General features: G+C 61.8%; 11 protein-coding genes. 10 read left to right on the top strand and 1 reads right to left on the bottom strand.

Annotation, left to right across the window (positions count from 1 at the left end; all coding sequences use genetic code 11):
• Positions 1-7 precede the first annotated feature (7 nt).
• The 10 genes from ACFO5X_RS01095 (at position 8) to ACFO5X_RS01050 (ending at position 14,295) form a co-directional block, all read left to right on the top strand.
• Positions 8-976 (top strand): ABC transporter permease, encoded by a 969-nt coding sequence (locus tag ACFO5X_RS01095; RefSeq protein WP_380715076.1) that lies wholly within the window; start codon positions 8-10, stop codon positions 974-976.
• Complete coding sequence (locus ACFO5X_RS01090) at positions 973-1,887, top strand: ABC transporter permease (protein WP_380715074.1); 915 nt, start codon at positions 973-975, stop codon at positions 1,885-1,887. Before ACFO5X_RS01095 ends, ACFO5X_RS01090 begins: the two co-directional genes overlap by 4 nt.
• Complete coding sequence (locus ACFO5X_RS01085) at positions 1,884-2,717, top strand: ABC transporter ATP-binding protein (protein WP_380715072.1); 834 nt, start codon at positions 1,884-1,886, stop codon at positions 2,715-2,717. Before ACFO5X_RS01090 ends, ACFO5X_RS01085 begins: the two co-directional genes overlap by 4 nt.
• Positions 2,714-3,745 (top strand): ABC transporter ATP-binding protein, encoded by a 1,032-nt coding sequence (locus ACFO5X_RS01080; protein ID WP_380715070.1) that lies wholly within the window; start codon positions 2,714-2,716, stop codon positions 3,743-3,745. Before ACFO5X_RS01085 ends, ACFO5X_RS01080 begins: the two co-directional genes overlap by 4 nt.
• A 50-nt stretch (positions 3,746-3,795) precedes the next feature.
• Entirely contained in the window at positions 3,796-5,448 is a 1,653-nt protein-coding gene (locus ACFO5X_RS01075) for an ABC transporter substrate-binding protein (protein WP_380715068.1), read from the top strand.
• Between the two features lie 74 nt (positions 5,449-5,522).
• Positions 5,523-7,682: an acetate--CoA ligase family protein gene (locus ACFO5X_RS01070; RefSeq protein ID WP_380715066.1), complete on the top strand. Its 2,160-nt coding sequence runs from the start codon at positions 5,523-5,525 to the stop codon at positions 7,680-7,682.
• 695 nt (positions 7,683-8,377) lie between these two features.
• Entirely contained in the window at positions 8,378-10,417 is a 2,040-nt protein-coding gene (locus ACFO5X_RS01065) for an AAA family ATPase (protein ID WP_380715065.1), read from the top strand.
• A gap of 330 nt (positions 10,418-10,747) precedes the next feature.
• On the top strand, positions 10,748-11,236 hold the full coding sequence (locus tag ACFO5X_RS01060; protein ID WP_380715064.1) for a DNA packaging protein: 489 nt from the start codon (positions 10,748-10,750) through the stop codon (positions 11,234-11,236).
• Positions 11,229-13,013: a phage terminase large subunit family protein gene (locus ACFO5X_RS01055; protein ID WP_380715063.1), complete on the top strand. Its 1,785-nt coding sequence runs from the start codon at positions 11,229-11,231 to the stop codon at positions 13,011-13,013. The genes ACFO5X_RS01060 and ACFO5X_RS01055 overlap by 8 nt, the downstream gene beginning before the upstream one ends.
• Before the next feature lie 163 nt (positions 13,014-13,176).
• On the top strand, positions 13,177-14,295 hold the full coding sequence (locus ACFO5X_RS01050) for an SEC-C domain-containing protein (protein ID WP_380715061.1): 1,119 nt from the start codon (positions 13,177-13,179) through the stop codon (positions 14,293-14,295).
• A gap of 100 nt (positions 14,296-14,395) precedes the next feature.
• Here the strand turns inward: ACFO5X_RS01050 and ACFO5X_RS01045 are convergent, their stop codons facing one another.
• Positions 14,396-14,641 carry a hypothetical protein gene (locus ACFO5X_RS01045; RefSeq protein WP_380715059.1) on the bottom strand — a complete coding sequence of 82 codons (246 nt, stop codon included), beginning with the start codon at positions 14,639-14,641 and terminating at the stop codon, positions 14,396-14,398.
• Positions 14,642-14,765: the final 124 nt, after the last annotated feature.

The raw sequence follows: 14,765 nt of genomic DNA, 5'->3' as shown, positions 1-14,765 counted from the left end.
CGGGGACATGGCGCGCTTCATAATGATGAGATTGATGCACGCGATCCCCTTGCTGGTCGCCATCATCGCGCTCATATTGCTGATGTTGCAGCTGATCCCCGGTGACCCGGTGCAAGCAATGGTGGGGGACTATCCCGTGTCTCCCGCCTTTCGCGAGGCGATCACCAAGCAATATCATCTCGACGATCCCTTTCTGACGCGCCTGCTGAGCTATTTCAGCAATCTCGTGCAGGGGGACTTTGGCTATTCCTATCAGTTCCAGCGGCCGGTTCTCGACCTTATCCTGACCCATGCGCCGCGCACCATCCTGCTTACGCTCACCGGCTTCGCCTTCGCCATTCCGGTTGGCATCCTGATCGGATTGATTTCCGGCACGACCCCGAACCGGCGGACGGATCATCTGGTTACAACCGCGTCGCTTCTGGTTTACGCGATCCCGAGCTTCTGGCTGGGCCAGATCCTGGTCCTGGGTCTTTCGGTCAAGCTTGGCTGGTTTCCCACGCAGGGGATGCAGCCGATGATTTCTCGGGCCCAAGGATTTGACTGGTTCCTGGAACGTGTCCACTATATCGCGCTGCCCGCGCTGGCCTTCGCGGTTCACGAGGGGACGCGCTTTGCCCGCATCATGCGCGCCAGTGTCATGGATACGCTGTCCCAGGGTTATATCATGACGGCCCGTGCCAAGGGCCTGTCCCGCAACGGCATCATCCGCAAGCACGTGCTGCGCAACTCATCCCTGCCGCTTGTCACCATCGCCGGCTATGCCTTCGGCACGGCGCTTGGCGGAGCGGTGCTGCTGGAGACGGTCTTCGCCTGGCCTGGACTTGGCCTGCTCTTCGTTCAGGCGGTCCGGATGCGGGACAACATGACCGTCGTTGCCGTCGTGATCTTTGCGGCCATCGCCATCATTCTCATCAACCTGATCGTCGACGTGCTCTATGCACTTCTTGATCCGCGTATCCGGAGCCGGGCATGACCGACACTGCGGGAACGCGAGCGCCGCGCAAGGCGCCAAGCCGACTGTCCGACGCTCTGCGGGGTATCTGGGACACGCTGCGGGCCATTGCCGGCACGCGTCATGGGGCTACGGGCGGCGCAATTCTGCTCATCATGGTGGCAATCGCGCTTCTGGCGCCGGTCATCGCGCCCTATGATCCGCAATCCCTGACGCCGACCAGCCTGGCGCCGCCGTCCTGGACCCACCCGATGGGCACCGACAGTATCGGCCGCGACATCTTCAGCCTGGTGATCTATGGCACTCAGACCTCTCTGACCATCGGCCTGGGGGCGGCGCTGGGCGCCTTGCTGCTGGGCGGGACGGTCGGGATGCTGGCCGGCTACTTCGGCGGGATCGTCGACACCGTTCTGATGCGGATCGCCGAGCTGTTTCAGACCCTGCCGGTCATCATCCTGGTGCTGTTCACGGTCGCCTTCTTCGGTTCCAGCTTCTGGCTATTGATAACGGCTGTCATTCTGGCCATCTGGCCGATCGAGGCGCGGCTGGTTTACGGCCAGTATCTGCGGCTGCGCAACATGAGCTTTGTCGACGCCGCCCGCGTGGCCGACATGTCGGCGGCCCATATCATGCTGCGCGAACTGCTGCCGAACGCGATCCAGCCGGTGATCGTTCAGGTCGCGCTGGATGCCTCCGTCGCGATTCTGATCGAGGCCGGCCTCGGTTTCCTGGGGCTGTCCGACCCGAATGTCGTGAGCTGGGGCCAACTTCTCTATGACGCGCAAAGCTATATGACCGTCGCGTGGTGGATGAGCGTGTTTCCCGGTGCCGCGATCTGTCTTGCCGTTGCCGGCCTCAACCTCTTCGCCGATGGGCTGAACGAAGTGGTCGATCCCAGAACGCGCGGACGCAAGGGAGGACTGCAGCGATGACAAACATCGAGGGCCGGACGTCCGATGCGCTGCTGGACGTGCGCGATCTGAAGGTTCACCTTTCGGTCGATGGCAAGATCGTCCGGGCGGTTGACGGGGTAGATTTCTCGGTCGCTCCGGGCGAGGTCGTCGGCATTGTCGGGGAGTCCGGTTCGGGCAAGAGCACGCTGGCTCGGGCCATCATACAGCTCATGCCGAATGTGGGAATTGCGGAGCTGAGCGGCTCGGTCAGATTTCGCGACCAGGACCTGATCAATGTGTCCCCGAAGGCGATGCGGAGCCTGCGCCGGCGGAACGGGTTCTCGATGATCTTTCAGGATCCTCTGGGGTATCTCAATCCGACCCAAAAGGTCGGGCGGCAAATTGCCGAGGCGCTGGACGATCCTGATGACAACCGGGTTCATGCGCTCTTGCATGAGGTCGGCTTGCCGAAACCCCGGCAGGTTGCACGCAGCTATCCGCACGAACTGTCCGGAGGAATGCGCCAGCGCGTCATGATCGCCATAGCGCTGGCAAGCGAACCGGCCCTGCTCTTCGCGGACGAGCCGACAACCTCGCTGGATGCGACGGTGCAGCGGCAGGTCCTCGACACGCTGCGTCGCCTGCACAAGAGCCACGGGATGGCAATTGCCATCATCACCCACGATCTGGGCGTTATCGCCGAGCTTTGCGATCGCGTTTACGTGATGCGCGGCGGCAAGGTGGTCGAAAGCGGCGCCGTCATCGACGTATTCGAGGCACCGCAGCATCCCTATTCGGCAGAGCTCATCCGCCTCAGCACCCGCCATCTGCAAGTCGCCTCGTCGGGCGCCCAGAGAGCTGCCCCATGACCCCGCCGATCATATCGCTTCGCAATGTCGTGCGCACCTATGCCGACCGTCACAGGTCTGGCTGGCGCAAGGTTCACTTCAACGCGGTCGATGGTGTCGACATCGAAGTGAGGGAAGGCGAGATCCTGGCCATTGTCGGGGAATCCGGCTCGGGCAAGAGCACACTTGCAAAAGTCATGCTGCAGCTCGAAAAGCCCACTTTCGGTCAGGCGCTCTATCGCGGGGACGATCTGGCGGCGGTTTCGCGCGCGCGGCGGCATGAATACCGCTGCGACGTGCAGGCAGTGTTTCAGGATCCCGCCTCGTCGCTGAACCCGCGGATGCGCGTGCGCCAGTCGCTCTCCTATGTTGCGCGGCGGCATGAGCTGAAGCCGAAGGAAGGGCTCGACGCATTCCTGATCGCGCAGCTGGAGGCCGTCGGTCTGCATCCGGCCCCGGACATTCTCCTGCGCTACCCGCACCAGCTTTCGGGAGGACAACAGCAACGTGTCGCAATCGCCCGCGCGATGATGCTGGCGCCGAGTCTGATTGTCGCCGACGAACCACTGTCGGCGCTAGATGTGTCGATCCAAGCCCAGATTCTTGACCTGATGCGCGACCTGAGCCGCGAACGGAATGTCGGGTTTGTTCTGATCAGCCATGACCTGAACGCGGTGCAATCCATCGCGGACCGGATCGCTGTCATGTATCGCGGTTCTGTTGTGGAGGTCGGTCGCGATATTCTGAGCGCGCCGGCACATCCCTATACACAGCTCCTGCTGGATGCCCGACTGTCGTTCGATCCGCGTCGGAGACGCGAGGTGCCCGATCACGTGCCGCTGGCGGAAACCTTGACGCCGCTCGCACCGCAGGGCTGCCAGTTCCGCGACCGCTGTCCCCTGGCCGCAGAAATCTGTTCCAGCGTCAAGCCGCGGCTAGAGCCCGCCGGCCCGTCTGACGCGCTGGTGGCCTGTCACATGCACGCGTCCGCACAAGCGGGTGCCAACCTCAAAAACGAGAAGAGGCAAAAGCTTCCCGGTTCCGCCTGACCCTCCAATGCCCGGAGGCCGGCACTCTTTCCAACCAAGGAGACTGACACATGTATCTCGATACCCGGACGAAGGGGCCTCAGCCCCTGTGGACCAAAATGCGCCGCACGGCGCGCGCTGCGGGGCTCTCGCTGGCGCTGACGGCGGGGTGTGCCGTGTCCGCCCTCGCGGCAGGGGATACACCCGTGACTGGCGGCACCGTCGTTCCCGGAGTCGACGGTTCGACCATCACCAACCTGAACACCCAGCTGACCTCGATTACCGGGTCGCTCGTAATCGCCGACGTCTGGGCCGACGGGTTGATGACCTATGACGGCAAGGGCAACCGCATTCCGCGTCTGGCCGAAAGCTGGTCGGTCAGCGACGATAACCTGACCTATACCTTCAAGATCCGCAGTGGCGTGAAATGGTCCGACGGCGAGCCCTTCACCGCCGCCGACGTCGCGTTTACGCTGGAAGCCTTCGGCGCGTTGAACACCTATATCGCCAAGTCGATGCCGCTGATCGAAAGCGTTTCGGCGCCGGATGACACGACATTCGTCGTAAAGCTGAAGAAGCCGCTGACGGCGATCCTCGACCTCTTCGACAAGGAGGTCTTCCCGCTGATGCCAAAGCACATCTACGAGGGCACGGACGTCACCGCGAACGACGCCAACCGCGCGCCGGTTGGGCTCGGCCCTTTCCGGTTCGTGAACTGGGACACCGGCCGTGCGATTACCTTCGAGCGTAATCCCCATTATTGGGAAGAGGGCAAACCGTATATCGACTCGGTGATCTTCGCGCTGATCCCCGACGCCCAGCAACAGCTGAACGCGCTGACCAGCGGCGAAATCGATTGGGTCAAGCTGAATGCGACCCAGGTGCCGGCGGCCGAGGCGGCCTCGAAGAATGGCGCCTTCAAGGTGATCGAGATCATCAACAACGCGCCCGAGCGCGCGGTCGTCGATTTCAACATGCGCAAGGCGCCTTTCGACAACCAGAAGGTGCGCGCGGCCCTGTTTATGGCGATCGACCGTGACCGCGTGGTGAAGGACGCCTATCAGGGCCTCGCCAACAAGGCGGTCAACGCGATCCCGGTGCAGTTCAAGGCGTTGCACGACGGCTCGATCGACTATAACAGGCTCTACCCCTACGACCCGGTTGCGGCGGGCAAGCTGCTGGACGAGGCCGGCTATCCGATGAAGGACGGCAAACGCTTCAGCGCCGAAATCACCTATGTCGCAAAGCCGCCCTATGATGCGATTTCCCGCGTTGTCGCGGCGATGTGGAAAGAGGTCGGTGTGGACACGTCGCTTTCCGGGCTGGATGCGCAGATCTGGATCGACAAGGTCTACAAGCAGCACGAATTCGACGCCTCGGTGATTTCGCTGACCGGACGGACGAACCCGGTGCTTGGCATCGACCGCAGCTATCGCTGTACCGAGGGCGGCGTGCCTTTCGTCAATCCCACCGGCTACTGCAATCCCGAGCTCGACAAGCTGATCGACGCGGCAGCCGCCGCGCCGGAGGGCCAGCAGCAGGCGCCCTATGCGGCCTATGCGGCCAAGGTTGCCGAGGACATCAACGAGATCACCCTGACCAACGTACGCCTGTTCGAAGCCGCCTCGACCCGGCTGATGGGCCTCGAGAAGCAATTCGACTTCTCGTACAACACCCATCCCAACTGGCAGGAAGTTTGGATCCCGAAGGACCAGCAGAAGTAGCGCAGGCTTGTTTCACCACCATCGTGACGGGCGCGTCAGCGCCCGCCACATTCAATTTCTCAACGAGGACGAACATGTTCCGGGATGTCTCCCCCCTGATCAAGCCACGCAAGGTCGCCGTTATCGGTGCGTCTGCCAAGAAGGTATCGCAAGGCAACGTGGTCATTGCCAATCTGAAGGACTGGAATTGGCAGGGCGAGATCCTCCCCGTTCATCCTACGGCGCCGGAGATCGACGGCCTGCCGACCGTAAAATCCATTTCCGAGCTGCCGTGTGACACCGACACGGTCATCGTTGCGATCCCCGCCTCAGGTGTGCTTGCCGCCCTGCAGGAGATGGAGGCGCATGGCATCGCCTCGGCAAACGTTTTCGCCAACGGCTTCACCGCCGTGGAGGAAAAGGCGATCCGTGCCTTCGGCGAAACCAGCCGTCTGCATGTCCACGGTCCGAATTGCATGGGCCTGATAGACTTTTGCGGCCGCGCGCCTTTGTACCCCTCTCGGCCATCCCTTCGCATCAAACCGGGCAGGGTGTCGCTGATCGCCCAATCAGGTTCCGCGGCGATTTCCGTCATGAACACGATCACGGTGGGTCTGTCGAAGGTCGTCACGGTCGGCAGCGAGTTTCAACTCAGCGCGGCCGATTACGTTGCCTGGTGTGCCGACGACGCCGAAACCGATGTGGTCGGGGTGGTCATGGAATCCGTCAAGGATCCGGTGGCATTCGCATTTGCCGCGCAGAAGATGTGGGATGCAGGCAAGCCCCTGGTTGCGCTGAAAGTCGGCGCCTCTGAAATCGGGTCTGCCGCGACGCGCGCCCATACCGGCGCGCTGATCTCACCTCGTGACGCCTATGACCGGTATTTCGCCGACTGTGGGATCGCGCTGGTTCATGACTACGATGAACTGGTCGCTGCGCTGGAGTGCTTCAATCTGGCGCGACCGGTCATCAATCGCGGAGGCGCCGCCATTGCCGGCATCTCTGGCGGGCAGACGGCGCTGGCCTGTGATGTGGCGGAAGAAGTCGGCCTGGAGGTTTCGCGCTTCACGCCCGCAACCCAGAGGGCTGTCAGCCAGTTCCTGCCGGGCACCTCCGGCGGGAATCCGATCGACATAGGAGCGGTCGTCTCCAAGGAAGAACGAAAATCCGAAGACGCGTTGAGAGCGGCAGTCGAGGACGACAACGTCAGCGTCATGGCGCTGCTGCAGGATTGCCAGAGCAGTCTCAACCCGGCGACGCTTGAAAACTACATGCTGCACATTCCCGGCTATGCCGCCATCGGTGCAAGCGTCAAGAAACCGGTTGTCGTCATCTCGCCGACCAGCGAGGAAATCGCTCCGCGGATCCGCGCCGAGTTCGATCGTGCGGGTGTCCCGATCGTGCGCGGGTTGCGCGCCGGTCTGGCGGCTGTGCGGTGTCTTGCAAACTCGCTTGACGGGGCACCGGGTCGATGGGCCCGGGCCCGCGTCGATCAGACGCCCGGCACCGACGATCTCGCCGCCTTGCGGCGGGAAATTGAAAGCCATACCGGAGCGCTGCCCGCCGATCTCGCCTTCCGGCTTCTCAAGGCCTACGGCATACCAACCGTTCCTGCCTGTGTTGCGAAAGACGAAGCCGATGCCCTGGCAAAATCGGCTCTGATCGGGTTTCCAATGGTGGTCAAGGTGGCCTCGGGCGATATCGCGCATCGTTCGGACGTCGGTGGAGTGATGTTGGACGTGCGGGACGAGGGCGCTTTGAAACAGGCAATTGCCGCGATCCGTCGCAACGTTGCCGCAAAAGCGCCCAAGGCCGTCATAGATGGGTTCGAGATGCAGGCGCAGCTTTCTGGTGAAGAGGCGGTGGCCGGCTTTGCCGCTGCGGCGCCTTTCGGTTCCATGATCGTGACGGGAACGGGCGGCGTCAGGGTTGAGATCGAGGCAGATCGTGCGGTCGGTCTTGCGCCACTGTCCCTATCAGACGCCGAACGGATGATCGGGTCCACGCGCCTCGGCAAAATGCTGGCCGGATACCGAGACCTTTTGCCGAAAACCGATCTTTCTGGCTATGCCGACCTGCTGGTCCGCCTGTCGCGCCTGGCGGCGGATCTCGGCGACTTGATCGGCGGGTGCGACCTCAACCCTGTGCTGATAACCCCGGGCAAGGGCAGCGTTTGCGTGGTCGATGCCCTTTTCGTCGTGTCGGATACAACCGGGCAGGATGCGGAAGAAAGTCCCGAACTCGTCCTTTCATAGCGACCTGGCGGGTGTGACATTGGCGCAGGGGAGGGCGCGAAGGGCTCGCCCTGCCAACGGTGTCTGACCGGTGCCGGAGAGCGGGAGTTCGACAAATCCGGGCGCCGTGTGGTTTTGTCGCGCCGCGCGGCAAAGATATCGTCCACGTCGTTCCCCAGCGGGAGCCCGCAAGGAAGCGGATACCGATACCGGGGTTTTTCGCCGCCTTTGCCAACGCGCCGGAAGAGATCACCTTCTGGCTCCGCACTGTTGCGTCGACCAATGGGATGCGTCACCTGTTGGTATCGCGTAAATGGCCGATGGCAGCATTTGATGCCAGCACCGGGCTGATACATACGGGCACTTCCCGAACGCATGGTTTCTTGGGGGATTCATCTTAAACGATGTTTTCCCCAGAGAAAATTCGCAGAAAACATTTCGGGGAGATGTGGCAGCCCGTAGGGGGCTTCAACAAATTTTCCTTTTCAATGGCTTAGTGAAAAGTGGGACAGTCAGCTTTCCCATAGTTTCATTATGTTTTTCGGGATTTTTGTCCCACCGGATTGCGCGGAGAATCCCGCGACAAAGGCAATTTCTCTCCTGACCAGAAATGAGATCGCCCCCTGCCGGGACCAGCGGCAGAGGGCGAAGGACGAGGACATCAAAGGAGGGAAGCCTTCGATGAACACGACACCCACCAGAGCGAGGACGGGCAGATGAAGCGGTATCTGGATACCCCAAACAACAAGGCAGCACAAGACGCCAATTTGGAAGCAGCACTGGCGTTGGCGAAGGCGGGCGTCCCCGTCATTCCTGCCGAGATTGTCGAACGGCCCGGCAAGGCCCCCGTAAAAAAGCCGTGCATTGAGGGATGGCAATCGAAGGCCACCACCGACCCGGCCCAAGTTCGTCGCTGGTGGAAGCAGTTCGCCCATGCGCTTCCGGGAATTGTCACTGGCCCCCGCTCTGGCATTGCCGTGCTCGACCTCGACCGCAAAGACGGCAAGGACGGCTTCGCCACGCTGCGTGCAATGGGCCACGATCCTGACGGGTTCGCAGGGCCTTCACTCGACACGCCGACTGGCGGGCGGCACATCTACTTCCGACACTCGCCCGGCCTGCGTTCCACCACTGGTAAGATCGGCGATGGCGTTGACGTGCGGGCCGAAGGCGGCTTTGTGGTGGCCCCCGGCGCAGTCAATGGCAGCGGCGTCTATGGCCAGCTCAGCGGATCGCTGGGCGATCTGCCGGAGTGGCCCAAAAGGCTGAAGCCGCCGCCGCGCGAGCGAAAGAAGAGCACCGGCGAGAAGACCGGGCTGCCCTTCGCTGAAGTGGTGGACGCGCTCATGGCAATCCCGAATGACGGCACCAATCCCGATGATGATGGCCGCGACTGGTGGCTGCATATCGGCATGGCGCTGCACCACGAGACGGACGGCGATGAAGAGGGGCGCGAAGCATTCCACAACTGGTGCGACCAGCACCGCAAATACGACTTCGACAAGACCGAAGCCGCTTGGGACTCGTTCGGCGGTGAGGGCCGCACCGCAGCCACGATCCTACGCGAAGCCTACAAGCACGGCTGGCACAATGCCGCCGCCCATGAACGCCGCCTCGCTGAAGACCTCGAACTGCTGGACGAGTGCTGGACGCCTGAAGAACTGGTAGCCGGATCGGCGCGGGCCGCGCTAGAGGAACTGGACCGGATCGTCTTCGGCGACGATCAGACCGAGTCCCGCCTGACCTTCCTGTCCCCGTCCGATTGCGAAGACCTGCCGTCGCGGGCTTACATCATCAAGGGGCTGCTGGCCGAAGGCGACGTGGGCACCATTGTGGGCGCACCCGGCGCAGGCAAGTCGCTGCTGGCCCCATACCTGGCCTTCAAGGTGGCACAGGGCAAACCGGCGTTCGGGCGGCGCACCCGGCAGGGTGGCGTCTTCTATGTCGCCGCCGAAGACGCGCTGGGGATGCGCGCTCGCGTCCGGGCGCTGCGCGAAGAGCATGGCGAAGCGGACGGCTTCAAGCTGGTCACGGGCGTGTCCGACCTGTTGACCAAGGGCAGCCCCGACCTGAAGGAACTGGTGAAGGCGATCAAGCGCCACCAGCCCGCGCTGATCGTCATTGATACCGTGGCCATTGCCTTTCCCGGACTGGAAGAGAACGACGCCAAGAGCATGGGCCGCGTGGTGGCTGTGGCGCGTCACCTGACCCGCTGGGGCGCGGCGGTCCTGTTGATCCATCACGATACCAAGGACGGCGCGAACGGGCTGCCCCGAGGCCATTCCATCCTGAACGGTGCGCTGGACGTGAACCTCTTCCTGAAGCGGGAAGACGGGGCCGTCACCGGCAAGCTGACCAAGAACCGCAACGGCAGCACCGACGAGAAACTGGCCTTCACCGTGGCGACGATCCCGCTGGGGGAGGACGAAGACGGCGACACCATCACAACGGCGCTCTGCCGGGAAGCGGACAGCGCCGACGCTGGCAGCCGCGAAGTGAAGCTGTCCCCCAGCGCAAATGCCGCGCTGACCGTGTTCTGTGAAATCGGTGACGGTGCCCCTGTGGGAGAATCCATCTGGCGCGACCGGGCGATTGAAGGTCGCAGAGTTTCCGCAGCCGACGACCGTGACGGGCGACGGCGCACCTTCAAGCGAGCCGTAGAGGAACTGACCCGCAAGAATGTGCTGGTGTTCCGCGAGGGCAAATTCACCATGGGGGATTCCCCTGAAGCCCTGCTGGGGGATGACGATGTTTGAGGGGACCGGACAAGACCGGACCGTCCGGGTTTCGTCCTGTGTCCGTCCGGCTGGGCAAAGGTGGCCCGGAAACCGGACGGACAGGACAGGGGCCTTTAGGCCCTGTCCGGCTGTCCGGTCCGGCCATGCCCCGGACCTGAGAGTATCAGTTCCATTATGCTGGGGAACTGCTGATCCCCGTGGCGGGGATGCAAAGGGTCCCTCTGGGGACTCTGTGATGCGGGGGGCGCTGAGCCCCGACTCTTCCCCCCGTGAGAAAAATTCTGTTTTGGAAAAACCTCCTGAGGGAAATCCCCCTCACGGGGAAAGCCCCCTGAGAGGAACCGTGCGATGACGACACTGGCGGACATAGACGCGATGCTGGCCGATCCCCTTGTTGGGGAGCCCTTGTCAGCGTCGGAACTAGCCGACTGGCTGGGGCTGACCCCGAACCGGGTCCACGCGCTTGGGCGCGATGGCGTGCTGCCCCGGATCGACGGCACCCGCTATCCGCTTCGACCGGCGATCCTCGCCTATTGCGAGCACGCCCGTTCGCTTGCCAAGGGCAAGCAGGTTGACGCGGAACTGGCCTCCGAGAAGCTGCGGCTGGCGAAGGCCAACGCCGAGAAGGCCGAGACCGCCAACGCCAAGGCGCGCGGCGACCTGATCGCCGCAGTAGAGGTGGAACGGGAATGGGCCGCCGTCCTGCGCGGCGTCCGGGCCGCGATGCTGGCGCTGCCGTCACGGGTTGCGCAGCGGCTGGGCCACCTCAGCCCGCATGACGTGGCCGAGATCGACCGGGAAGTCCGGGACGCCTTGGAGGAACTGGCCAATGACTGACGCGCTTGCAGAAACCCGAATCCGTGCGCTGAAGGCCCTGACCCCGCCGCCGCGCCTCGCTCTGTCCGACTGGATCGAAGCCCACATGCGACTGCCGGAGGGAGTCTCAGCCATGCCGGGCCGGGTGACTCTCTGGCCCTATCAGCGCGAGATTGCGGACGCGATCAGCGACCCGACCATCGAACGGGTGACACTGGTCAAGCCCGTCCGGGTGGGCTTCACGACGCTGCTGACCGGTGCGCTGGCCAGCTATGTGGCGAACGAACCCGCGCCGATCCTCGCCCTGCTGCCGACCGAAGCAGACTGCCGCGATTACACCGTCTCCGACCTCGAACCGATCTTTGAGGCCACCCCAGCGCTGCGGGGCCTAATCTCCGCCGATGCCGACGAGGCCGGGCGCTCCACGCTGCTCAGCCGTCGCTTTCCCGGCGGTTCGCTGAAGATCATCGCGGCCAAGTCGCCCCGGAACCTCCGCCGCCACAACGTCCGAATCCTGCTGATCGACGAAGCCGACGCTATGGAGGCCGGAATAGAGGGCAGCCCGATCACGTTGGCCGAACGCCGCACCCTTAGCTTCGCAAATCGCAAGATCATCCTCGGCAGCACCCCGACCTTGGAGGCCACCAGCAACGTGCTGCGGGCCTATGCCCGATCCGACCAGCGCGTTTATGAGGTTCCGTGCCCCGATTGCGGCCACCATCACGAAATCCTGTGGGGCGATATCACATGGCCGGAAGGCGAGCCGCTGAAGGCCGCCTATGTGTGCCCTGCTTGCGGCTCTGTTGTGGACGAGCGGCACAAAGCGGAGATGGTGGCCAATGGCCGTTGGCGGGCCTCAGTTCTTGCCGCAGAGGGGCACGCGGGCTTCCGGCTCAATGCGCTGGTCTCTACGCTGGCGAACGCCTCGTGGGGCAAGCTGGCGGCAGAGTTCGTGGAGGCAAAGAAGGCCCCGGACACATTGCAGGTCTTCGTCAACACGATCCTTGCTCAAGGTTGGCGCGAGGAGGCAGAGGAACTTGATGAAGTCGAACTGGCGGCCCGCGCCGAACCTTTCGGTCTGCCGGATGCGATCCCGGCGGATGTGCTCTTTGTCACCGCCGGAATCGACGTGCAGCGGGACCGGCTGGAGGTGGTCTTTCTGGGCTGGGGCCGCGATGACATCTTCGTGCTGGCGCAGACCGTCATTTGGGGCGACCCGATGGGCGATGATGTGTGGGCCGAACTGGACGAGGCCCTGCGGACCATCTGGAAGCACCCCAAGGGCGGCTTCTTGCGGGTGGACGCCGCCGCCGTGGACGCGGGTGACGGGGCCACAATGGACCGTGTGATCGGTTTCTGCCGCCCGCGCTTGGCCCGACGCATCGTCGCGGTGAAGGGGGCCGCCGGAAACCGGCCCGTGATCCGCGCCAGCGACACACGCGGCAGCCGCCTTTTCATAGTGGGCGTGGATTCGGTCAAGGCTCAGCTTGCCAACCGCCTGAAGCGGGGCCGCAGCGTTCGCTTCAGCGACGGGCTGGAAGGCCGGTTCTACGAAGAACTCGCCAGCGAGCGGGTCTTGGTGCGCTACGTCAAGGGCGCTCCGGTGCGGCATTGGGAGAGGATACCTGGGCGGCGGGCGGAAAGCCTCGACTGCGTGGTCTACGCCGTTGCCGTTCGCAATCTGGTCAACGCCAAGCTGGAACGGCGCGAGGAAGAGGTAGAGGCAAAAAGCCTTCCCAAATCAACCCGAGCTATGGTCAAATCGCAGTGGTTGTCCCAGGGGTTGACCTCGCAATAGTTCTGCTCTGTAGGTCTTCGATTATTGCAAGAAGATCCGAAAGCAAGTTAAGGAGCCACAGCTGGCTAAGAACGCACAAGGATTATCCCGGCATATTCCGGACAGTGTCACGCTTGAAGTCAGGCGGCAATGCGGCTTCGGATGCGCCATTTGCGGAGCTGCATTGTATCACTACGATCACTTCGATCCCGAATTCAAGTATGCAGAGTCGCATGAAGCAAAGGGCATCATCTTGCTTTGCCCTACCCACCATGAAGAAAAGAAGAAAGGCCTCCTGACAAACGCCCAGTTACGGGAATTTTGGCGTTCGCCATTCGCTAAAAGCACTGCAGGAGCGCACTATCCAATCAGACTCGATCACCCCCCTGAGATCATTTTATCGAAGCTGATATTCACAGCCGGGACCGTCGCTCTCCGTACAGACGACGAGACAATATTGGGCGTCAAGCCTCCGGATGAAGCAGGGCTACCGCCTCTGCTGACCTTTGTAGCTCAAGACAAAGTCGGCAATGTGTTTCTCCGAATTAAAGACAATGAAATTCTGTTTAGCTCGTCATCATTCGATATCGAAACGACCGGCCAAAATTGGAAAATCCTCTCAAGCGACGGATCGCTCGAAATCAGAATGTCATTCGATCTTCCAACTCGAATTACGTTCAGCAAAATCCTAATGTACTTTGGTCCATGGAGAATTTCCTCGTCAGAGAGCAGCCTCGATTTCAGCCACAAAGATAAGGGTCTGATAAGTATGTCGACCAAAGGCGAATGGTTGAGATTTGGGCCGGAGCACAATTTTGCGCTTTCTAGCGAACTAAATGCAGTTGTTTTATACAAGCAAGATATGTCTGATTTTGCGCCCGCACCATTAGGCTCTTTGCCAACAAAGACAGAGCCCTACTTTGCACTTAACCCCCCTTACTATGTGGTTTGGGATGATGAGGAAGACAATATTTCGCCTGTGGAAATCAATACCGCGGGGCTGATCTTAAGGAGATATGTGCGCTTATTCTTGCGGCCAGAAGACGCTTACGAAAGAGCAAAGGGAAGTCTACGAGTTCTTGAGATTGGCAACGACAATATTGGCCCGCTTCTAACACACGCCTTTGATAAGGTTGTCGCAACACATCTAATATTTGATGAGCATAAATCTTCGCTCTGGGAGTATTACATTCCGAAATTTGTGAAGGAGAACATTTTACCGGCTGGCGTGGGGCGGCGTAATGCGGGCTGCTTCTGTGGCTCTAGAAAGAAGTACAAGCACTGCCACGGCGCTCCCAGTTGATAACTTGTCAGAACGCGTGGTTGTGTCGGCGCTAGATTGAAATCTAGACTTGCTTCTGAAGCCCAGCAAGATAGGTCAGTTATGCGATGTTGTCCCTGTGTTACACGCGCACCAATTCAAGCCCGCCGTTCGGCGCGTCCCAATCGGTAACGTCTTCGTCGCTCACCTGACCCTCGCTGGCAAAGGCGAGAATGTCATCGGGGACGGGCAGCCGAGCGAGGTTCTTCAGATACCAGATGACTCCATCGCGCGCTGCCCACATGGGGTAGCCGACTTTCGCGCTTTCGAACACGATGCCCTGAGCGTTGATGCGAGCCTGTTTCACGGCGTTCAGATGGTTTTGCATTGAGTGGTCCTCTCGAATGGTTGGGGGCCGCAAAAGGACGAGAAACGCGGCCCCCTAGGAATGTCCCCTGCGTGTGTTTCTCACCGGTGACTGACGCCGTTCTACCTCAGTTTGGGCCATGTGG

This window comes from Seohaeicola nanhaiensis, from assembly GCF_042654245.1.
Classification (GTDB): domain Bacteria; phylum Pseudomonadota; class Alphaproteobacteria; order Rhodobacterales; family Rhodobacteraceae; genus Seohaeicola_A; species Seohaeicola_A nanhaiensis.
This window is presented reverse-complemented; position numbering and strand designations above follow the sequence as displayed.